At 72.5% G+C, this 19961-nt stretch carries 20 protein-coding genes; 17 read left to right on the top strand and 3 right to left on the bottom strand.

What is annotated here, in order from left to right; translation table 11 throughout:
* Positions 1-43: 43 nt before the first annotated feature.
* The 6 genes from FL583_RS35800 (at position 44) to nagA (ending at position 6151) form a co-directional block, all read left to right on the top strand.
* On the top strand, positions 44-1342 hold the full coding sequence (locus FL583_RS35800) for an extracellular solute-binding protein (RefSeq protein WP_205752754.1): 1299 nt from the start codon (positions 44-46) through the stop codon (positions 1340-1342).
* Between the two features lie 73 nt (positions 1343-1415).
* Positions 1416-2357 carry a carbohydrate ABC transporter permease gene (locus tag FL583_RS35795; protein WP_205752753.1) on the top strand — a complete coding sequence of 314 codons (942 nt, stop codon included), beginning with the start codon at positions 1416-1418 and terminating at the stop codon, positions 2355-2357.
* Positions 2354-3178, top strand: a complete 825-nt coding sequence (locus FL583_RS35790; protein ID WP_142709340.1) for a carbohydrate ABC transporter permease — start codon at positions 2354-2356, stop codon at positions 3176-3178. The genes FL583_RS35795 and FL583_RS35790 overlap by 4 nt, the downstream gene beginning before the upstream one ends.
* Positions 3175-4182: an SIS domain-containing protein gene (locus tag FL583_RS35785; RefSeq protein ID WP_205752752.1), complete on the top strand. Its 1008-nt coding sequence runs from the start codon at positions 3175-3177 to the stop codon at positions 4180-4182. The genes FL583_RS35790 and FL583_RS35785 overlap by 4 nt, the downstream gene beginning before the upstream one ends.
* On the top strand, positions 4179-5042 hold the full coding sequence (locus FL583_RS35780) for an N-acetylmuramic acid 6-phosphate etherase (protein WP_142709339.1): 864 nt from the start codon (positions 4179-4181) through the stop codon (positions 5040-5042). Before FL583_RS35785 ends, FL583_RS35780 begins: the two co-directional genes overlap by 4 nt.
* The gene (nagA, locus tag FL583_RS35775) at positions 5039-6151 is read left to right on the top strand and encodes an N-acetylglucosamine-6-phosphate deacetylase (RefSeq protein WP_142709338.1); all 1113 of its coding nucleotides are present in this window, start codon (positions 5039-5041) and stop codon (positions 6149-6151) included. The genes FL583_RS35780 and nagA overlap by 4 nt, the downstream gene beginning before the upstream one ends.
* Positions 6152-6166: 15 nt before the next feature.
* On the opposite strand, the gene FL583_RS42655 is transcribed toward nagA, so the two are convergent.
* Both FL583_RS42655 and FL583_RS35770 read right to left on the bottom strand, forming a co-directional pair.
* Positions 6167-6301: a hypothetical protein gene (locus FL583_RS42655; RefSeq protein ID WP_276611667.1), complete on the bottom strand. Its 135-nt coding sequence runs from the start codon at positions 6299-6301 to the stop codon at positions 6167-6169.
* A 103-nt stretch (positions 6302-6404) separates the two neighbouring features.
* On the bottom strand, positions 6405-7190 hold the full coding sequence (locus tag FL583_RS35770) for an LLM class flavin-dependent oxidoreductase (RefSeq protein WP_142709337.1): 786 nt from the start codon (positions 7188-7190) through the stop codon (positions 6405-6407).
* A gap of 196 nt (positions 7191-7386) precedes the next feature.
* Here FL583_RS35770 and FL583_RS35765 point away from each other — a divergent pair, with 196 nt between their 5' ends.
* From FL583_RS35765 to FL583_RS35750, 4 genes are read left to right on the top strand one after another with little or no spacing between them, the layout of a single operon-like run.
* A complete protein-coding gene (locus tag FL583_RS35765; RefSeq protein ID WP_142709336.1) occupies positions 7387-8286 on the top strand; it encodes an FAD/NAD(P)-binding protein in 900 nt (299 codons plus the stop codon).
* A gap of 56 nt (positions 8287-8342) precedes the next feature.
* The gene (locus tag FL583_RS35760; protein WP_142709335.1) at positions 8343-8699 is read left to right on the top strand and encodes a hypothetical protein; all 357 of its coding nucleotides are present in this window, start codon (positions 8343-8345) and stop codon (positions 8697-8699) included.
* Positions 8692-9108 (top strand): hypothetical protein, encoded by a 417-nt coding sequence (locus tag FL583_RS35755; protein ID WP_142709334.1) that lies wholly within the window; start codon positions 8692-8694, stop codon positions 9106-9108. The genes FL583_RS35760 and FL583_RS35755 overlap by 8 nt, the downstream gene beginning before the upstream one ends.
* 43 nt (positions 9109-9151) lie before the next feature.
* Positions 9152-11914 (top strand): helix-turn-helix transcriptional regulator, encoded by a 2763-nt coding sequence (locus FL583_RS35750; protein WP_142709333.1) that lies wholly within the window; start codon positions 9152-9154, stop codon positions 11912-11914.
* A 530-nt stretch (positions 11915-12444) separates the two neighbouring features.
* Here FL583_RS35750 and FL583_RS35745 read toward each other — a convergent pair.
* Positions 12445-12861, bottom strand: coding sequence for a MarR family winged helix-turn-helix transcriptional regulator (locus FL583_RS35745; protein ID WP_142709332.1), 417 nt, complete (start codon positions 12859-12861; stop codon positions 12445-12447).
* Positions 12862-12934: 73 nt separating this feature from the next.
* Here FL583_RS35745 and FL583_RS35740 point away from each other — a divergent pair, with 73 nt between their 5' ends.
* From FL583_RS35740 to FL583_RS35710, 7 genes are all read left to right on the top strand, one after another.
* Entirely contained in the window at positions 12935-13849 is a 915-nt protein-coding gene (locus FL583_RS35740; RefSeq protein WP_142709331.1) for an NAD-dependent epimerase/dehydratase family protein, read from the top strand.
* A 19-nt stretch (positions 13850-13868) separates the two neighbouring features.
* A complete protein-coding gene (locus tag FL583_RS35735) occupies positions 13869-14366 on the top strand; it encodes an NUDIX domain-containing protein (RefSeq protein WP_205752751.1) in 498 nt (165 codons plus the stop codon).
* A gap of 75 nt (positions 14367-14441) precedes the next feature.
* A complete protein-coding gene (locus FL583_RS35730) occupies positions 14442-16109 on the top strand; it encodes an NAD(P)/FAD-dependent oxidoreductase (protein WP_142709330.1) in 1668 nt (555 codons plus the stop codon).
* Between the two features lie 39 nt (positions 16110-16148).
* Positions 16149-17633, top strand: a complete 1485-nt coding sequence (locus FL583_RS35725; RefSeq protein WP_142709329.1) for an ATP-binding protein — start codon at positions 16149-16151, stop codon at positions 17631-17633.
* Positions 17634-18228: 595 nt separating this feature from the next.
* Positions 18229-19185, top strand: a complete 957-nt coding sequence (locus FL583_RS35720; protein WP_142709328.1) for an aldo/keto reductase — start codon at positions 18229-18231, stop codon at positions 19183-19185.
* A gap of 160 nt (positions 19186-19345) precedes the next feature.
* Positions 19346-19624 (top strand): hypothetical protein, encoded by a 279-nt coding sequence (locus FL583_RS35715; RefSeq protein WP_142709327.1) that lies wholly within the window; start codon positions 19346-19348, stop codon positions 19622-19624.
* 49 nt (positions 19625-19673) lie between these two features.
* Positions 19674-19928, top strand: a complete 255-nt coding sequence (locus FL583_RS35710; RefSeq protein WP_142709326.1) for a hypothetical protein — start codon at positions 19674-19676, stop codon at positions 19926-19928.
* Positions 19929-19961: the final 33 nt, after the last annotated feature.

The raw sequence follows: 19961 nt of genomic DNA, 5'->3' as shown, positions 1-19961 counted from the left end.
TATGGACCACTCGCCGTACCGAACAACCGAGCGAGGAGGCGACGTGGGCGTTCGCCGAACGTTGACCGTGGGGATCGCGGCGCTGGTCACCGCGTCCCTGGCGTTAGCGGGCTGTAGCAGCAGCGACGACAGTGGCAGCGGGGACGGCGGGTCGAAGAAGCTCACCGTCTGGCTGATGACCGGCTCGGCGCCGGACACGCTGGTCGACGAGATCAACACCGACTTCACCAAGTCGCACTCCGGCTGGACGGTCGACTATCAGGTCCAGCAGTGGGACGGCATCCAGGACAAGCTCAAGACGTCGCTGGCCGGCAACAACCCGCCCGACATCGTGGAGCTCGGCAACACCCAGGCCCCGCTGTTCGTCGACTCGAACGCGCTGGCCGACCTCTCGGGCAAGAAGAACGACCTGAACGGCGGCAACTGGCTCGACGGCCTGGCCGCCACCGGCGAGAAGGACGGCAAGACCTACGCGACGCCGTTCTACGCGGCGAACCGCATCGTGGTCTACCGCAAGAGCATGTTCGCCAAGGCCGGCATCACGGCCCCGCCGAAGACCATCGACGAGTTCATCGCCGCCGGTCAGAAACTGAAGACCTCGTACGCCTCGGACAAGCAGTTCCAGGCGCTCTACCTGCCCGGTCAGTCCTGGTACACGCTGCTGTCGTGGGTCTGGGCGAACGGCGGGGACGTCGCCAAGGACGAGGGCGGCAAGTGGACCGGCACGCTCGACAGCCCCGAGGCGCAGAAGGGCTTCGAGGACTACGCGAAGGTCTACAAGGCGCTCTCGAAGGCCCCGGTCGACCAGGACGAGGCCAACCCGCAGCAGTCCACGGTGTTCGCCAAGGGCCACGTGGCGATGTTCATCGGCCTGCCCTGGGAGATCGGCACCGCGACCGCCCCCGACGGCGGTGACCCCAAGCTGAAGGACGACATCGGCACGTTCGAGATCCCCGGCCCGACCGGCCCGGCCCCGGTGTTCCTCGGTGGTTCGAACCTCGCGGTGGCGGCGGGCAGCAAGAACGTCGACGCGGCGACCGACTGGCTGAAGCTGATGCTCAGCGACAAGTACCAGAAGGAGCTGGCCGCGAACGGCGTCGTCCCGGCGCTGACCAACCTCGGCGACACGATCTACGGCGACAACGAGGCGGCCAAGGTCATGGCCGCGGCGGCGACCAACGGCGGCAAGGTCACCCCGGTCACCCCGGCCTGGGCCGCGGTGGAAGCCGGTACCAACCCGATCAAGAACGCGATGACCAAGGTGCTCCGCGGCACCGACGTGGCCACCGCGTCCAAGGAAGCCAGCACGTCGATCACGGAAACCATGGGTAAGGCGAGTTGATCGCCGTCCGCTGACCGGGTGTTCCGCCGGACCCACGGGGGGTCCGGCGGAACATCCTCATGTAAGGAGTGCCATGACCGTGCCGACAGTGACTCGGCCGGCCCCGGAGCTCTCGCCGGAGCCGGCTCCCCGGCCGCCGGGGAGGGGGCGGCGGGAGCCGCTGCCCTACGTCCTGCTGATCCCGAGCCTGGTCGCGCTGGCCGCGCTGTTCGTCTACCCGGTGTTCCTGCTGTTCCGGATGTCGTTCCAGCAGCTCGGCTTCGGTGAGCTGGTCCGCCGGGCGACGGTCTACACCGGCTTCGACAACTACACGTCGCTGCTCGGCGATCCCGAGTTCTGGCACGTGGTCGTGCGGACGGTCGCGTTCACCGCGGTCTGCGTCGGGCTCACGATGGCGCTCGGCACCGGCATCGGCCTGCTGCTGGTGCGGCTGGGCCGGAAGATGACGATCGCGGTCTCGATCTCGCTGGTGCTGGCCTGGGCGATCCCGATCGTCACCGCGACGACGCTCTGGCAGTGGATGTTCGACTCGACCTACGGTGTCGTGAACTTCGTGCTCGGCACGCCGGGCCACGACTGGTTCGCGTCCGGCGTCTCGACGTTCGCGGTCATCGTCATCATCATCGTCTGGCAGGCGGTGCCGTTCGTCGCGTTCACCGTGCAGGCCGGGGTGCTGACGATCCCCGAGGAGTACTACGAGGCCGCGCGGATGGACGGCGCCAGCGGGTTCCGGGCGTTCCGCGCGGTGACCGTGCCGATCCTCCGGCCGATCCTGACCGTGCTCGCGTTCCTCTCGACGATCTGGGACTTCAAGGTCTTCACCCAGGTCTTCGCGGTCCGCCAGGGCGGGCCCGACGGGTCGACGGTCACGCTGCCGGTCTACCTCTACAACCAGGGCATCGCGTCGAGCCAGTACGGCCTGGCCGCGGCCGGCGCGGTCCTGATGGTCGCGCTGCTCGCGATCGCGATGGTGCTGTACCTGCGACACATGCTGCGGACGGAGTTGGACGAATGAGGCTCGTACGCCGGGCGTGGCCCAACGCGCTCGCGGTGGTCGTGATCCTGTTCTTCGCGTTCCCCGCGTACTGGATGCTGCGGACCGCGTTCCTGCCGACGCTCGACATCCAGAGCGACCCGCCGGTGGTCTTCCCGACCCATCCGACGCTCGACCACTTCGGCACCGCGCTCTCCCGGCCGTTCTTCTGGACCTACGTCCGGAACAGCCTGCTGGTGACGCTGAGCGCGGTGGCGCTCTCGACCGCGGTCGCGCTGCTGGCGTCGGTGGCGGTGGCCCGGTTCCGGTTCCGGGGGCGCAAGGCCTACCTGGTGCTGATCCTGGCCGTGCAGCTGGCGCCGTTCGAGGCCCTGTTCATCCCGTACTTCCTGGTGTTCCGGCAGTTCGACCTGCTCAACCGGCTCCCGGCGCTAGTGATGGTGTACTTCGTCTCGATCCTGCCGTTCACGATCTGGACGCTGCGCGGGTTCGTCGCCGCGGTGCCGGTGGAGCTCGAGGAGGCCGCGCTGGTCGACGGGTGCACCCGCTGGCAGGCGTTCCGCCGGGTGGTGCTGCCGCTGCTCGGCCCGGGCCTGGTCGCGACGTCGATCTTCGGGTTCATCACCGCGTGGAACGAGTATCTCTACGCGTTCGTGTTCATGCGCGATCCTCAGCACTACACGCTGCCGGTCTGGCTGGCCACGTTCCGCACCGCGTTCGGCGACGACTGGGGCGGCGCGATGGCCGGGTCGGTGCTGTTCACGCTGCCGGTCCTGATTTTCTTCCTTTTCGTCCAGCGCCGGATGGTCGGCGGGCTCACCGCAGGTGCGGTGAAAGGATGACGTACGTGATGAATGCCGCGCCTGGTGCGCTCATGTCCGCGGAGATCTCCGAGCAGCCGACGGTCCTGTCGGGGCTGTTGTCGGCCGCGGACGGGATCTCGTCGGCCAGTTCGGCGATCCTGGAACGCTCGCCTCGGTTCGTGATGCTGGCCGCCCGCGGCACCAGCGACCACGCCGCGCTGTACGCGAAGTACCTGGTCGAGACCCGGCTCGGGCTGCCCGCCGGGCTGGCGTCCCCGTCGTCGATGACGCTCTACGGCAGCCGTCCCGACCTGCGTGACGTGCTGTTCCTGGGCGTGAGCCAGTCGGGCGCGTCGCCGGACCTGGTCGACTCGATGACGGTCGCGGGGGAGTGCGGGGCCACGACGGTCGCGGTCACGAACAACCCGTCCTCGGCCCTGGCCGCGGCGGCCGAGTTCCACGTCGACGTGCGGGCCGGAGCCGAGCAGGCGGTGGCCGCGACCAAGACCTACACGGCCGAGCTGCTGGCGCTCTACCTGCTGCTCGGCGGGTCGTCGGCGGACGCGCTCCCGGACGCCGCGGCGGCCACGCTGGCGTCCGGCGACGTCGCTCGCGCCGCGGCCCGGTACCGGTTCGCCGAGCGGCTGGTCACCACCGGCCGCGGCTTCGGCTACCCGACCGCCCGCGAGGCCGCGCTCAAGCTGATGGAGACCAGCTACCTCTCGGCCCAGGCGTTCTCCACCGCCGACCTGCTGCACGGCCCGCTGGCGATGATCGACTCCGGGGTCCCGGTGATCGCGGTGGCGACGCCGGACGCGGGCGGGGCCGCGGTGGCGCCGGTCGTGTCCCAGCTCCGGTCGTCGGGCGCCGACGTGCTGGTGGTCGGGGAAGACCTGCCGGTCGTCCGCGACGGCGTGCCCCCGGAGCTCTCCCCGGTGCTCGACATCCTGCCGCTGCAACGTCTCGCCTGGCAGGTCGCGATCGACCGCGGCGAGAACCCGGACCGCCCCCGCGGCCTGTCGAAAGTGACCGAGACCCGATGACCACTGAGGTGCCCCTCGACCAACTCTCCGCGGTCGCGGCCGTCGAGCGCCTGCTCGACGCCGAGACGCGGGTGGTCCCCGCCGTTCGCACGGCGTCGGGGGCCATTGCCGACGCCGCTGAGCTGATCGCCGCCCGGATGGGCGACGGCGGCACGCTGACGCTGATCGGCGCCGGCACGTCGGGCCGGCTGGCCGTGCTCCAGGCGGCCGAGCTGCCGGGCACGTTCGGGCTGCCGGTCGACCGGGTCGTCGCCCGCACCGCCGGCGGTGGCCCGGGCGGCCTGACCGGCACCGACGGCGACGAGGACGACCTCGACGCGGGCCGGCGCGACCTCCTCGAAACCGGCTTTGACACCGGTGACATCCTCGTCGCGGTCGCGGCCAGCGGCCGGACGCCGTACACGCTGGCGGCCGCCCGGCTGGCGGCCGAACTCGGCGGCGCGGTCGTGTCGGTGACCACTCAGGTGGGCTCGCCGCTGGCCGATCTCGCCGACGTGGCGGTCGAGATCCCGGTCGGTCCGGAGGCGCTGCGCGGCTCCACCCGGCTGACCGCGGGCACCACGACGAAACTCGCGCTCGACGCGATGACCACGGTCGCGATGGTGCAGCTCGGACGGGTGCACGGCGACCTGATGATCGACGTGGTGCCCGCGAACGCGAAGCTCCGGGCGCGCAGTGCCGGGCTGGTGGCCGAGATCGTCGGCTGCCCGGACGGGCACGCGCTCGAGGCCCTGGACGCTTGCGACGGCAACGCGCGGGCCGCGGTGCTCGTGCTGACCCGCGGCCTGGAGCCGGGCGAGGCCGCGTCGATCGCGGCCGAGCACCGGACGCTCCGTTCGGCCCTGGCGGCGGCCCGATGACGCTGCTGACGAACGCCCGGGTGGTCACACCGTCCGGGGTGCTGGATCCGGGCTGGGTCCGGGTCGACGGAACCTCGATCGCCGAGATCGGCTCCGGGGAGGCGTCCGGCGTCGATCTCGGCGGGGCCTGGGTGCTGCCCGGATTCATCGACCTGCACGTGCACGGCGGCGGCGGGCACGACTTCACCGCGTCGGCCGACGACCTGGCCGCGGGCGTGGCGTTCCATGCCTCCCGGGGCACCACCCGGACGCTGATCTCGCTGGTCACCGCCCCGCTGGACGCGCTCGAGACGCAGCTGTCCTGGGTCGCCGACGCGGTCAAGACGCTGCCCGGCGTGGTCGGTGCCCACCTGGAGGGGCCGTTCCTGGCCTCGGCCCGCTGCGGCGCCCAGAACCCGGCCCACCTCCTCGACCCGACCCCGGCGGCGCTGGACCGGCTGCTGGACGCCGGCCGCGGGTGCGTCCGGGTGGTCACGGTGGCGCCCGAGCGGCCCGGCGGCCCGGCGGCGATCGAGCAGCTGGTCGCGGCGGGCGTGATCGCCGCGGTGGGGCACACCGACGCCGACTACGCGACGACGCTGTCGGCGTTCGAGCGGGGGGCGTCGCTGGTCACGCACGCGTTCAACGGCATGCGCGGGCTGCACCACCGCGAACCGGGCCCGGTCCCGGCGGCGCTGGACGCGGGCGTGGCCCGGGAGCTGATCAACGACGGCGTGCACGTCCACCCGGCCGCGGCCCGGCTGCTGCTGCGCGGGCCGGACGAGGTCGTGCTGGTCACCGACGCGATCGACGCGACCGGCGTCGGTGACGGTACCTACGTGCTCGGTGGCCAGGACGTCGTGGTCAGCGACGGGCAGGCCCGGCTGGCGTCCAACGGGTCGCTGGCCGGTAGCACGCTGACGATGGACGTGGCGGTGCGGCGCGCGGTCGTCGACGTCGGGATGTCGGTGGTCGACGCCTCGGTCGCCGCGTCCGGCACCCCGGCCCGCCTGCTCGGGCTGGCCGACCGGTGCGGGGCGATCGCGCCCGGCCTGGACGCCGACCTCGTCGTGCTGGACGAGTCGCTGAGGCTCACCCGGGTGATGCGCCAGGGCGCCTGGCTCAGCTGAGGCTCGGGGCCCCGGTCAGGAGTTTCCGGTCGGGGCCTCGGCCGGGCGGGGTGCGAGGTCGTCGGTCAGCCGGACCTCCATCCGCGGCAGCGCGGTGAGCATGGCCCCGGTGACCGCGACGAGCGCCAGGATTAACAGGGCGATGAACACGGTGCCTCCTCGGCTGCGGCCCGTTGACCGCGTCGCTGGGGTCGTTACCCCGCGACACGGGAGTTGATGCGCGCCTCCGGCGTGTTCCCTCGTCGCATCCACATCAGACGGCGACCGCGCCACGCACTCCCCGCACGAGCGGGACGACTTCGCGGGCGACGAACGGCAGGCCGGCCTCCGGGTCGGGCAGGTCGAGCACGACCAGCCCGACGCCGGCCCGCGAGTAGCCGGTCAGCGTCTCGGCCAGGCTCTCGGCGTCCAGCCGCTCGACGTGCAACTCGGTGGCCAGCCCCACCCGTCGGCCGGTCGACGCAAGAGCGGTGACCTGCTCCTCGGCGTCGAGCTCGCGGGGCAGGAACCAGTCGCCGCTGCGGGCGGCGAGCGGCTGGGCGGCCCGCCAGCCGCCGGAGACGACGATCTCCGGCGGTACCTCGGGCCGGACGCTCGGCCGCAGCCCGCGGGCCGTGAAGTGCCGCCCGGTGGCGTCGACGACGTTCCCGGCCCAGAGCTCCCGGACGATCCGCGCGAACTCCTCGACCCGGTGGTCGTCGGGGTGCGGGCTGCTGCGCAGGTCGACGGCGAACCGGCCGCCGGAGAGCCGGGCCGCCACCGCCCCGAACCGGGCCAGCAGCGCCGGGTGCCAGGCGGTGACCGAGATCGGGGCGACGACCGTGAGCCGCCGGGCCGCGCCGAGCAGCGCGAGCGTCGTCTCGCTGGACAGGCCGGCGTCGCCGCCGCTGAACACGTAGTCGAACCCCAGGATGTCGGCGAGCGCGGTCAGCCGCCGGGCCTGCGCGACCGCGGCGTCGCGGTGGACGGACGGAGTGAGCTGAGGGCGGCCGGTGCGGCCGACCGGCAGGCGCACGCCGAGCTTCAGTGGTGCGGGCATGAGAATTTCCTTCTCCGCCGCAACCCGGCGCGGGTCTACGGCGTCTCTAAAGGGGTACGGGAGCGGTCAGTGCCGACCGGCGACATCGGAACCTGGGAGAACTCACATGCCCAGGATAGACCGATTATTCCTATCGGTTCAATAGGAATAACGTATCGTGGTGCCACCCTTACCGGAACGGCGAAGGAGCAGGCACATGCACCGGGTGGTTCTGGTCGGCGCGGGCTCCCGCGGAACCGACCTGCTCGAGCGGCTGACCGCGTCCGGGTCACCCCTGCAGATCGACGTCGTCGATCCTCGTCCGGGGCCGTTGCCGGACGCCGTCCGGGTGCACCGCACCACGGCGGTCGACCTCGTCGACACAGCCGGGGGGCCGGACGGTCCGCAGTCGGTGGCGCTGGCGTCCGGGTGCCCGCTCGACGCCGACGTCGTGCTGCTCGCCCAGGGCCGGCCCGGCACCCGGCCGACGCCCGAGCAGTGGGCCCGGGCCGACTTCGCCGACTGGCACGGACTCCGCTACCGCCGTCCGCGCGAGGGTGACGCGATCGACCTCACCGACGTCCCAGCCGGGGTCGACGTCCTGCTGCGGGACGCCGGCGCGCTCACCGGGGACCTGATCGCCCCGCTGACGCTCGGGCGCGGGGGCCACTACTCGTACGGCGAGTACCGCCCCAGCGGCGGCGAGCCGCGCATCCACCTGCTCCCATCGGGCCGTCCGGAGTGGACTCTTTCGCTGGGCCCGGCCTGGGCCGAACGGCGGGCCGCGCTGATCCGGGCCGGCGTCGCGATCCCGCACCCGGCCGGCGAGCCCGTCCGCCCGGACGCGGCCCGGGCCGCGTTCGTCCTCGGCCCGGTCGCCTCGCGGACGCTGATCGAGCCCGACACCGCCGACGGCCCGCTCCGGGCCAGCGCCGACCCGCTGCTGCGCACGCTGGCCGAGCGGGGTGAGCTGGCCGGCTGGAGCGGCACCGGCGCGCTGCTCGACCGGCACGGCCGGGCCCATCCGCGGCGGTTCGCGTTCGGCCGGCTGACCGGGGTCACGGCTCCGGCGCTCGACGTCGTGCTCGGCGCGGTACCCGCTGCCGTACCGGCCTGAGAACCGTCGACGCTTCGTAGTAGGTTCAGCCCGAATGACGGGCTGAGGAGGGAAGAGTGGTCGACGGGCTGGCGACCGCGGTGACGGTCGTCGCGCTGGTGCTGGCGCTGTGGGCGGGCGTCGAGCTGCTCCGCGGGAAGGCGCCGCACCGGCCGCTGCTGATCGGCGTCGCCGGGCTCGAGGCGCTGCTGGTCGTCCAGGTGATCGTCGCGGTCGTGAAGCTGGCCACCGACCGGACGCCGGACGAGCTCGCCACGTTCATCGGCTACCTCGCCGCTTCGCTGGTGATCCTCCCGGTCGGCTGGTTCTGGGCCTGGTCGGAGAAGAACCGATCGGCCAGCGGCGTGGTCGGCGTCGCCTGTCTGGTGATCCCGGTCCTCGTCCTGCGGATGAACCAGGTGTGGGATGCCTGAGGCCACCGGGACCGCGCACGGCCCCGGCCGGATCCTGATCGCCGTGTACGCGGTGTTCGCGCTGGCCGCCACGGCCCGGGCCGGCGTCCAGATCGCGACGAAGTTCTCCGAGGCCCCGCTGGCCTATCTGCTCTCGGCGTTCGCCGGGATCGTCTACATCGTGGCCACCGTGGCGCTGGCCCGGGACGGCGTCCGGTGGTGGCGGGTCGCGGTCGGGTGCTGCTCGGTGGAGCTGCTCGGCGTCCTCGCGGTCGGGACGGCGAGCCTGCTGGTGCCCGACGACTTCCCGGACGCGGCGGTCTGGTCGGGATTCGGCAGCGGCTACGGGTTCGTCCCGCTGATTTTGCCGATCCTCGGGCTGCTCTGGTTGCGGCGCACCCGCCCGTCGTCGGAACGTCCCCTATCCTGACTGCACTGTCCTCTGCACTGTCTGCAACGGCCCGGGGAGCACGATGGACTTGAGCCGCTCCTTCGTCGGACGAGGTCCGGAGTTGGCGCTGCTCTCCGACGCCTGGGCCGCGACGGCCGGCGGCGATCCGCGGATCGTCGGCGTCACCGGCGCGCCGGGCACCGGAAAGACCCGTCTCGTCGAGGAGTTCCTCAACGGCCTGTCCGGCGTCACCACGCTGTGGCTGGCGGCCGACGAGAACGAGGTCGACCTGCAGTGGGAGATCCTGCGGCTGACCGTCGGCCGGTTACCGGGGTCCGCGACCGCGGAGTCGATCCGCTCGGTCGACCCGCACGCGAACCCGGTGTTCATCGGCGACGCGCTGGCCGGTGACCTGTCCCGGGCGGCTCCGCTGGTGCTCGTCGTCGACGACGCCCACTGGGCTGACCGGGCGTCGATCGAGGCGATCCGCTACGCGGCCCGCCGGTTGCACTCGGCCCCGGTGATGGTCGTCGTCGTCCACCATCCGCCGGGCGCCGTCCGGCGCATCCCCGACGGTCAGCCCAACCCCGGCCTGCCCGACGGCTGGCGCCGGATGATCGAGTCCGACCGCGGGGTCGCCCTCGAGATCGAGGGCCTGGTCCCGGACGAGCTGATGCAGCTCGCCGCGGTCCACGGCCGGCCCGGGCTCTCGCCCGCCGCCGCCGCGCGGCTCTGGGAGCTCACCGACGGCAACCCGCTGCACGTCCGTCACCTCCTCCCGCAGCTCTCCATGCGGACGCTGGCCGCGGACTCGAGCCCGCTGCCCGCGCCGTACTCGATCGCCGGCACGATCGCGTCCCACCTGGCCACCTGCCGGGCGGCGACCCGCGACCTGGTGTCGGCGGCCGCCGTCCTCGGCGAGCGGTTCCGGCTGTCGGACGCGGCCGCGGTCGCGTCGCTCGACGGGGCCGCGCTGACCGGCGCGACCACCGAGGCGCTGGCCGCCGGGCTGATCGTCGAGGTGCCGGGTGCCGGTGGCCGCGAGTTCGAGTTCGCCGACCGGCTGACCCGGTCGTCGCTCTACCACGACCGGGCGCTCGCCCAGCGGCAGGAGCTGCACCGCCGGGCCGCGCTGCTCGGCGGCCCGGACGCGCTCGCCCACCGGCTCACCGCGGCCGCCGGGGGCATCGACGCCGAGCTCGCCGACGAGGCCGAGCAGGCCGCCCGCGAGCGCTGGCGGTCGGGCGACCTGAGCGCGGCCGCGGCCATGTACCGGCACGCGCTGGAGCTCACCCCGCGTGGCCCGGCCCGCGCCGCCCGGGTGCTGACCACGGTCGAGGCGCTGCTGGTCGCGGGCGACGCGGCCGGCGCGAAAGACTACGAGAGCGACGTCGCGGCCACCGGCGAAGGGCCGTGGACCGACTACGTCGAGGGATACCAGCTGCTGCTCGGCGGCCGGATCCCGGAGGCGTCGGAGCTGCTCCGGAGGTCGCTCACCGCCCTCCGGGCCGGGGATTCCCCCGATCACCCCGCCGACCTGCGCCCCCGGGTGGCCGCGCAGCTCGCGATCATCGGCATCCTCACGCTGAACTACGCCGAGATGGCCGAGTACGGCATCGAGGCGATCGAGGCGCCCTGGACCGAGCCCTGGGTCGCCGCGTACACCCGGTTCGCGCGGGCGATCGGGCTGGCCCTCTCCGGCCAGGCCGAGGACGCCGCCGCCGCGCTCACCGACGCCGACACCCCCGGCGCGGCCGGCGCGCTCGACGCGCTCTGCGCCCGCGGGATGATCGCGCTCTGGACCGACCGGCTCGCCGAGGCCGACCGCGACCTGCGCCAGGCGGTCGCCAGGGCCACCGCCGGGGAGGCGCTGCGCATCGGGCAGGCCCTCGGGTTCCTGTCCGAGGTCGAGTACCGGCGCGGCGAGCTCGCCGACTCGGTGCTGCACGCCGAGCTGTCGCTCGGGGACGCCGAGGAGAACCTACGGGTCTGGGAGTACGCGATCCTGCACGCGCTGGCCTGCTACCCCCGGGCGGCTCGGGGGGAGTGGGCGGCGGCCGACGGGCACGTGCGGGCGGCGGCGCACTGGGCCGGTCTGATCGGGGCGGGCTCCGGCCTGGCCTACGCGGCCGGCGGCCTGGCCGCCATCGCCCAGGCCAAAGGAGACGCCTCGGCGCTGCTCGCGGCCGCGTCCGACATCGAGCAGCACTACGACTCGCAGGAGCCCGGCACGCACCTGTTCGGGCCGCTGCGCGCCGACGCGCTGGCCCAGCTCGGGCGTCCGGCCGAGGCCCGGGCGTCGCTGGCCGCGTTCCGGGCCGGGCTGGCCCGGCCCGATCGCCGGTCGGTCCAGCTGAGCATCGCCCGGGTCGAGGCCCAGATCGCGCTGGCCGAGAACCGCCTGAAGGACGCGCTGCGGCACGCCGGCGACGCGCTCGGGCTGGCCACCGAGATCGGGCTCCCGCTCGAGGGGGCCCGGATCAACCTGCTGACCGGTCAGATCCTGGCGACGCTGGAGCGCCGCGCGCCCGCGGCGGCCGCGTTACGCACCGCGCTGCTCCAGGCCCGCGCCCTCGGGGCGACGGCCTACGCCGAGCAGGCGGTGGACGCCGCCCGCACCCTGGGCCTGTCGATCGAGACCCCGGAAGCCGTGTTCGCCGGGCTGACCGCGACCGAGCTGAGCATCGCCAAGCTGATCGGACGCAACCGCACCAACAAGGAGATCGCGACCGAGCTCTCGCTGAGCGTCAAAACGGTCGAGGGGCACCTGACGAGCATCTATCGCAAGCTCGGCGTGGGTGACCGGATCGAGCTGCGCCATCTCGCCAGCCGCTCGTCGAGCTGACCCCTTGGGCCGGGCCGCCGGGCCCCGGGCTCGACCAAGGGGTACCGGGCCGGATTCCCAGGGGTGATCCCGGAAGACAACCGAGGCGGACATTTCTACGCTGACTCGGCAGTGGCACTGACGGGGGGCGGAATGCGTCTCATTATTGAGCTGAGCCAGAGCGCACAGGGTCGGCTCGAGGGCAGCGTTGCACGTCCGGGCACCCTCACCGAGGCTCGGTTCGAGGGAATCGTCGAGCTGGTCGGGGTGCTCGAGCAGCACCTGCGGGCCGGCGGGACGTCCGGCAGCACGGGAGGGTCTGCATCGGACACTCCTTAGTGCCCGCCCCCAAGGGGCCGACCAGCAAAAATCCCGGGACCGAGACGGTTCCGGCGTGGCCCGCGTCACCGTACGGTCGAACCGCACCACCACGAGGGCACGGGTGGACATCCGCAGGGGCCGCGGATCCGTGCTGAGGGGGACGGTGTGGTGTTCCGGACCGGGGGGGCCGGCCTGTTCGGTAGGCGCCAACGCGATTAGGCGTCTACCGTTCAGGGCCTCTCGAGGGCTCCGATGATCTTGATCAGGGCCGACTCGGTCGCGGCCCGCTCCTCGGCGGTGAACTCGGCGGTGACCTTCTCGGCCAGCGCCTTCCGGGCCGCTCTCACCGGCTCCTCGGCGTTCCGTCCGGCGTCGGTCAGGTAGAGCCGGACCAGGCGGGCGTCGGCGTCGTCGCGGCGGCGGGTGATCAGGCCGGCCGCCTCCATGCGGGTCGCCGCGTTCACCACGGTCGGCGTGCTCACCCGCAGCCGGGTCGCGAGGTCGCCGGGAGTCAGGCCGTCGTCGGCCCAGAGCACCTCCAGCACCAGGTTCTGCCCCACCCGGACGCCGTGCGCGCTCATCGCCTCGTCGGAGGCGGCCTGCAGGAGCTTGTGCGCTCGCGTGAACAGCCGGAGCAGATCGGTCATGCGTCGAACCCTATTGCCGCCGAGGTCATTAGCTAGCTAACGTTAGCCAGCTAATGATACCGGAGGAGTGGGCATGATCCTGGTCACCGGAGGTCTCGGCTTCCTCGGAACGCACACCGCGCGGGCGTTGCTCGACCTGGGCGAGGAGTGCCTCGCGGTCGGCCGCTCGGCGCCGGCCGGGCGCACCGGCCGGCTCGTCGTCGAGCCGCTGGACTGCACCGACCTCGGGGCGTTACTCGCTCTCGGCGGCCGCTATCCGGTCACCGGGATCGTCCATCTGGCCGGTGTCCGGCCCGGCTCGGTGCCGGTCGTCGACGAGCTGCGGGCCAACGTCACGGCCGGGCTGAACGTGGTCGCGGCGGCGGTCGCCTGGGGCGTGCCCCGGGTCACGGTCGCGAGCACGATCGGGGTCTACGGCGGCGTTCCCGGCCCGGTCTGGCGCGAGGATTCGCCGTTGCCCGTCGCGTCGGCGGGGGGCATTCCGGCGTCCAAGAAAGCCGTGGAGGTGCTGCTGCCGGTCGCGGCGGCCGGCGCCACCGAGGTGGTGCACGTCCGGATCGGCGCGGCCTGGGGGCCGGGAGGCCGACCGGCCTCGCCGTTCATCGCGGCCCCGGCCCTCGTCCACGCGGCTGTCCGCGGGATGGATCCACCGGTCGTTCAGGCGGACGACGCGGTCGACCTGATCTACGCGCCGGACTGCGGACGGGCGATCGCGGCGGTAGCGACGGCGGAGCGCCTTCCGCACGCGGTCTACAACATCGGCGGCGGAGCCGCGGTCACCAACGCGCGGTTCGCGGACGCCCTGCGGTCGGCCGTGCCCGGAGCCGAGGTCGCGCTGAGCCCGGGCCGGAGCGAGCGCGCGGTGCCCGGCGACCCGTACCTCGACCCGACCCGGCTGCGGGCCGACACCGGGTTCCGGCCCGCGTTCGACCTGCCCGCCGCGGTCGCGGACTACGTGGCCTGGCTGCGCGCCGGGCACCCCCGCTAGACGCGGTACCGTTCGCGGCGTGATCAAGGAGCCGACCGCCACCGTCTTCGTGTTCGGGCTGGTCGAGGGGCGGTACTGCCTCGGGCTGGTGTTCCATCCCCGGCTCGGCGTCTGGATCCCGCCGGGCGGTCACATCGAGCCGGACGAGACCGCCGCCGAGGGGGCGCTCCGCGAGGTCACCGAGGAGACCGGGCTCACCGCGACGCTGCTGCCGCCCCCGCACCCGCGCCTGCCCGACGGCTACCCCTACCGGGCCGTGTCGCCGCCCTGGTGGACCGTCGAGATCCCGGTCGGCCCGGACGCGCACACCGGCGAGGACCACGTTCACGTCGACCATCAGTACGTGGCGCTGGCCCACTCGGGCCGGCCGGACGAGACCGCGCATCCGTTCGTCTGGCGGACCGAGGCCGACCTGAGCGAGCCGGAGGCGATCATCCCCGACGCCCGGGGCCAGGCGAACGCGCTGTTCGCTCAGGTCCACGAGCTGGTGCTCTCACAGACTGGCTGGCCAGGCTGATGCCACCGCAACGTCGGCAAGGCAGACTAGCTACCGGTCGGGGCGCATCGGCGCCCCGCGTGTCCGGGAGGGCTGATGGGTAAGCCGGTCCTGCTCACCGTCGACGACGATCCGTCGGTGTCGCGCGCGGTAGCGCGCGACCTGCGGCGTCGGTACGGCGAGGACTACCGGGTGATGCGGGCCGACTCCGGTCCGCAGGCGCTGGATGCTCTCAAGGAGATCAAGCTCCGCGGCGACCGGGTGGCGGCGATCCTCGCCGACTACCGGATGCCGCAGATGAACGGCATCGAGTTCCTCGAGGCCGCGATGGACCTGTTCCCGCGCGCCCGCCGGGCGCTGCTGACCGCGTACGCCGACACGGACGCCGCGATCCAGGCGATCAACGTGGTGGACGTCGACCACTATCTGCTCAAGCCGTGGGACCCGCCGGAGGAGAAGCTCTACCCGGTCGTCGACGCGCTGATCGCGACCTGGCAGGCGGCCGGCGACTCGCCGGTCGACGAGATCAAGGTCGTCGGGCACCAGTTCTCGCCCGCGTCGTTCGAGCTGCGCGACTTCCTGGCCCGCAACCAGGTCCCGTACCGCTGGTACCTGGCCGACACCGCCGAGGGCCGTCGCCTGCTGGAGTCGGCCGACGCCGACCCCGAGCAGCCCGACGTGATCCCGCTGGTCGTGACGCCCGAGGGCGAGGTGCTGCGCAATCCGTCGACGACCGAGCTGGCGTCGCGGGTCGGGCTGGCCACGAACCCGGCGGAGAAGTTCTACGACGTCATCATCGTCGGTGGCGGCCCGGCCGGGCTGGGGGCCGCGGTCTACGCGGCGTCCGAAGGCTTAAGGACGGTGCTGGTCGAGCAGCAGGCGACCGGCGGGCAGGCCGGAACCAGCTCGCGGATCGAGAACTACCTCGGGTTCCCCGACGGGGTCAGCGGCGCGCAGCTGACCGAGCGGGCCCGGCGGCAGGCGATCAAGTTCGGCGCGGAGATCCTGACCACGCGCCGGGTCTGCGAGCTGACCGTCAAGGGCTCGGCCCGGGGCGTGAAGTTCGAGGACGGCTCGGAGATCGCGGCGCACGCGGTCGTGCTCGCCACCGGTGTCTCGTACCGGCGGCTGATCGCCGACGGTATCGACGACCTCACCGGGCGCGGTGTGTACTACGGCTCGGCGGCGGTGGAGGCTCCGGCCTGCGCCGACCAGGAGGTCGTGGTCGTCGGCGGGGCGAACTCGGCCGGTCAGGCCGCGGTGTTCCTGTCCCGGCACGCGGCCCGGGTGCGGATCGTCGTCCGCGGCTCGTCGCTCGAGGCGTCGATGTCCGCGTACCTGATCAAGCAGATCGCCGACATCGACAACATCGTCGTGCAGACCCGGACGACGGTGTGCGCCTGCGTCGGCGAGGGTCAGCTGCAGCGGCTGGATCTGAAGAACGAGGACAGCGGCGAGATCGAGCAGGTCGACGCCGGGTTCCTGTTCGTCTTCATCGGCGCGGCTCCGCTCACCGACTGGATGGACGGTGTGGTGGCGCGGGACTCGTCCGGGTTCGTGCTCGCGGGCACCGACCTGCTGGGGGACGACGGCACCCGTCCGGAGGGATGGAATGCCGACCGCGATCCGTTCCCCCTGGAGACCAGTGTTCCGGGAGTCTTCGTCGCCGGTGACGTCCGCTCGCAGTCGGTGAAGCGGGTGGCGTCGGCGGTCGGCGAAGGGGCGATGGCGGTGACGCTCGTTCACCGCTACTTGAGCTCCTGAGGGAGCACACTTGTCGTAGGCGCGACGGAGGGAACTGCGATGGCCGACCGGGTGAGCCCTGACGAGCTCCGGAAGCTCTTCCTGTTCGAGGCCCTCAACCCCGAGCAGCTGACCTGGTTGTCCGAGCACGGCGAGATCGAGGAGCGCGAGCCGGGCACCACCGTCTACGCCGAGGGTGACCCGGCGACGTGCTTCTTCGTCCTGCTGTCGGGGACGATCAAGATGAGCCGGAACGTGAGCGGTGCGCGGGTGGAGATCTCGCGAACCTCGCAGGCCGGTTCCTACGGCGGCTCGTACATGGCCTACCTGGGCGACCGCGTGCCGCAGCGGTACCTGCAGACGCTGACCGCGCTCACCAGGTCCCAGTTCTACGTGCTGCCGGCCGCGGACTTCGCGACCGTGGTGACGACCTGGTTCCCGATGACCGTCCACCTGCTGGAGGGTCTGTACTTCGGCAACCAGGCCAGCCAGGCGACGGTCGGGCAGCGGGAGCGGCTGCAGGCGCTCGGCTCGCTCACCGCGGGCCTGACCCACGAGCTGAACAACCCGGCCGCGGCCACCGCCCGGGCGGCGTCGCTGCTGCGCGAGCGGGTCGCGAAGTCCCGGCACAAGCTGGCCGCGCTGGCCCGGGGCGACATTCCGCGCGAGCGCCTGGCCGTGCTCGTCGACCTGCAGGAGGACGCGGTCGAGCGGTGCGCCAAGGCCAAGGACCTGTCGCCGGTCGAGGCCAACGACCGCGAGGACGAGCTGGGGGACTGGCTCGAGGAGCGGGACGTGCCGTTCGCGTGGGACCTGTCGCCGACGCTGGTCGCGGCCGGTATCGACGTCGAGTGGCTCTCCGACGCCGAGTCGCGGCTGGGCGGCGAGCACCTGGACTCGGCGCTGCACTGGATCGGCTACACGCTCGAGACCGAGCAGCTGATGATGGAGATCTCGCAGGCCTCGGGCCGGATCTCCGAGCTGGTCACCGCGGCGAAGCAGTACTCGCAGCTGGACCGGGCGCCGCACCAGTGGATCGACGTGCACGAGGGCATCGACAGCACGCTGGTGATGCTGTCGGGGAAGATCAACAAGAAGGACATCACGGTCGTGAAGGAATACGACCGGACGTTGCCGCAGATTCCGGCGTATCCCGGTGAGCTGAACCAGGTCTGGACGAACCTGATCGTCAACGCGATCGGGGCGATGAACGGCCAGGGCACGCTGACGATCCGGACGAGTCTGCGGCGGCCGGAGGATCCGGACAGCCCGGTTCAGGTCGAGGTGTGTGACACGGGGCCGGGTGTGCCGAAGGAGATCCAGGAGCGGATCTTCGAGCCGTTCTTCACGACGAAGCCGGTGGGGGAGGGGACGGGCCTGGGGCTCGACATCTCCTGGCGGATCGTGGTGAACCGGCACGGCGGTGACCTGACCGTCGAGAGTGTGCCGGGGGACACGAAGTTCGTCGTGTGCCTGCCTCGGAACGAGCCGCACCGGAACATCGCCGCCGAGCGGGGCGTACCCGCCGAGCCGGCGGAACACTGACGCGCCGGCGCCGTCCCGTTCGGAGCCACGGCGTCACTGGCCTCGTACCGACGAACCACCCGAGCCCCAACCGATTCACAGGACAGCACTAGTCGGAACCACGCGTCGGTCCATCGCGGACTGAACCGCCGATCCGGCGCCACGGCCGCGAGGCGCACGAACCAGCGTCGCTGCGTCCACCTGAGCCGTAGGCCGGTCGCCGCGAGGGGCGGGCGGTCATGGATCGCCGCGGAAGCCCCGTGGAACGAGGCACCAGTCGGTGGCTTCGCGGCGGCCTTCGCGCCGAGCCTCTGCCGAGCCGGCGCGCTGCGCGTCGTCGCGTCTCGCGCGTCGGGCGGTCGGTGGGATGCCGGCCCGGGTCGGCCGGCCCAACTCCCGGCTTCGGGCGTCCCCGTGGCTCGCGGAGCGTCGGAAGAAGTCGTCGGGCAGGCGGTCGCGGTCGGCGGCAGCCGACGACTCCGGGTCGCCACCTGCACCCAGCACAACGACCAAGGCGTCAGTTTCGGGCGGAACGTTGGTTATTTCGACCTATTAGGCTGGCAGTTGAGACGCCTGAGACGCGTACACCCCACGCCGACCGGGAAGGACGTAAACCATGAACATGCCGTTGAGGGCGCTGGGCGCATCCGGGCTCACCGTGAGCAGGCTGGCGCTGGGCTCATGGCGGACGTTCGAGCGGATCAGCCGAGAACAGGGCATCGCCGTCATGCAGGCGGCCCGCGACGCCGGGATCACGTTCCTCGACGACGCCCGGTACGACGACGAGACCGGCTCCGCGCCGATCCCGACCGGCTACTCCGAGGTCGTGTTCGGCGAGCTGTTCCGCGCGGCCGGCTGGGAGCGCGACGAGGTCGTCGTCGCCAACAAGCTCTGGTGGGAGTTCTGGCCCGAGCAGTCGGCCGCCGCCGAGCTGGACGCGTCCCTCCAGCGTATGGGGCTGGACCACGTCGATCTGATCTACGCCGAGGCGCCCCCGGCCGGGCTGGAGATCGCCGACGCGGTCGGGCAGATCGTCGAGCTGATCCGGGCCGGCAAGGCCCGGGCCTGGGGCGTCCTGAACTGGACCGCGGAGCAGGTCCTCGAGGCGGCCCAGATCGCCGACATGGACAAGCTCCCCGGCCCGGCCGCGGCCCAGCTGCCGTACAGCCTCGTGCGCCGGGACGTCGTCGAGGACGACCACCTGATCCGGTCGCTGGCCGCGGCCAACACGGCCGTCGTGGCGTCGTACGCGCTCGCCGGAGGGCTGCTGACCGGCAAGTACGCCGCCGGTGGTGACGGGCGTCACTCCGGCGACCGGTCCGATCCCCGGTTCGCCGACGCGCTGGCCGCGGGCGACGCGCTGGCCGCGCTGGCGGCCGACCTGCACACCGACGCGGCCACGCTGGCACTGGCGTTTCCGCTGCTCAACCCGGCCGTCGCGAGCGTGCTGTTCGGCGCCACCCGGCCCGAGCAGGTCTGGGCCGACATCAACGCGCTGGAACTGGCCGAGACCCTCGACGAGACCGACGCCGACCGCCTCCGCGCGATCGCCCTCCCGGCGGCCGCCGCTTAGGGACGCGGCGGCCGCGCCCAGGGACGCGGCGAAAGCGGTCTGGGTCACGAAATATCTCCGGACGACTGCTCATTCGGCTCCCACCGCTGCCGACTCCTTGGGTGCAACGCTCGGACCGCAGGCACGGATGCCGCGGCCGGATTGCCCCGAGGAGGTACAGATGTCCGTTAGCGCGCCCAGCATGGCCAGCTCCGCATTATCCGGGATGCTCCACGCCCCGGCCCGGTCGACGAGCAGCAGTACCCGAGTCGACGAGGCGAGCCGGCAGGTGAAGCAGGACCAGCAGAAGGTGGACGAGCGGAAAGTCGAAACCGAGCGCAAGGCCCAGGCAGCGCAGCAAGCCAACTCGGAGCTGAAGACGGCGAAGGCCGAGGTCGCCCGCGACCAGGCCGAGCTCAACACGGCGAAGACCAAGGCGAAGCTCGACGTCTACACCTGAGGTCACCTCGGGTTCCCGTTCCCTCACCCCACCTTTCTCTGGAGCTGATATGTCCCTGTTAGCCGTGACCGGTAAAGCCGACTACCGCCCCGCCTCGTACGCGGCCGTCCGCGACGCGAACGACAATCGGGCGGCGGCGAACGCCGAGCTACGACAGCAGCGGGCCGACGCGCAGCAGCGCGTCGGTGAGCTGACCGCCCAGGAGCGGGTCGCGGACACCCGCGACCGGCAGGCGGACGCCGCTCGGCAACAGGCGGCGCTCGTGCAGGCCACGACCGGTTCAGTGCTGAACGTGTACGCGTAGTACCTCCGAGAGGGTTACGTGGGCTCCTCGCCC

The sequence above is a fragment of the Cryptosporangium phraense genome (assembly GCF_006912135.1).
In the GTDB taxonomy this organism is placed as follows: Bacteria; Actinomycetota; Actinomycetes; order Mycobacteriales; family Cryptosporangiaceae; genus Cryptosporangium; species Cryptosporangium phraense.
This window is presented reverse-complemented; position numbering and strand designations above follow the sequence as displayed.

Bases quoted from the DNA above. Each gene is read 5' to 3' on its own strand.
- FL583_RS35795 (WP_205752753.1), top strand. From the start codon at position 1,416: ATGACCGTGCCGACAGTGACTCGGCCGGCCCCGGAGCTCTCGCCGGAG.
- FL583_RS35790 (WP_142709340.1), top strand. From the start codon at position 2,354: ATGAGGCTCGTACGCCGGGCGTGGCCCAACGCGCTCGCGGTGGTCGTG.
- FL583_RS35785 (WP_205752752.1), top strand. From the start codon at position 3,175: ATGACGTACGTGATGAATGCCGCGCCTGGTGCGCTCATGTCCGCGGAG.
- FL583_RS35780 (WP_142709339.1), top strand. From the start codon at position 4,179: ATGACCACTGAGGTGCCCCTCGACCAACTCTCCGCGGTCGCGGCCGTC.
- nagA (WP_142709338.1), top strand. From the start codon at position 5,039: ATGACGCTGCTGACGAACGCCCGGGTGGTCACACCGTCCGGGGTGCTG.
- FL583_RS35770 (WP_142709337.1), bottom strand. From the start codon at position 7,190: ATGCCCGCACCACTGAAGCTCGGCGTGCGCCTGCCGGTCGGCCGCACC.
- FL583_RS35765 (WP_142709336.1), top strand. From the start codon at position 7,387: ATGCACCGGGTGGTTCTGGTCGGCGCGGGCTCCCGCGGAACCGACCTG.
- FL583_RS35755 (WP_142709334.1), top strand. From the start codon at position 8,692: ATGCCTGAGGCCACCGGGACCGCGCACGGCCCCGGCCGGATCCTGATC.
- FL583_RS35750 (WP_142709333.1), top strand. From the start codon at position 9,152: ATGGACTTGAGCCGCTCCTTCGTCGGACGAGGTCCGGAGTTGGCGCTG.
- FL583_RS35745 (WP_142709332.1), bottom strand. From the start codon at position 12,861: ATGACCGATCTGCTCCGGCTGTTCACGCGAGCGCACAAGCTCCTGCAG.
- FL583_RS35740 (WP_142709331.1), top strand. From the start codon at position 12,935: ATGATCCTGGTCACCGGAGGTCTCGGCTTCCTCGGAACGCACACCGCG.
- FL583_RS35730 (WP_142709330.1), top strand. From the start codon at position 14,442: ATGGGTAAGCCGGTCCTGCTCACCGTCGACGACGATCCGTCGGTGTCG.
- FL583_RS35725 (WP_142709329.1), top strand. From the start codon at position 16,149: ATGGCCGACCGGGTGAGCCCTGACGAGCTCCGGAAGCTCTTCCTGTTC.
- FL583_RS35720 (WP_142709328.1), top strand. From the start codon at position 18,229: ATGAACATGCCGTTGAGGGCGCTGGGCGCATCCGGGCTCACCGTGAGC.
- FL583_RS35715 (WP_142709327.1), top strand. From the start codon at position 19,346: ATGTCCGTTAGCGCGCCCAGCATGGCCAGCTCCGCATTATCCGGGATG.
- FL583_RS35710 (WP_142709326.1), top strand. From the start codon at position 19,674: ATGTCCCTGTTAGCCGTGACCGGTAAAGCCGACTACCGCCCCGCCTCG.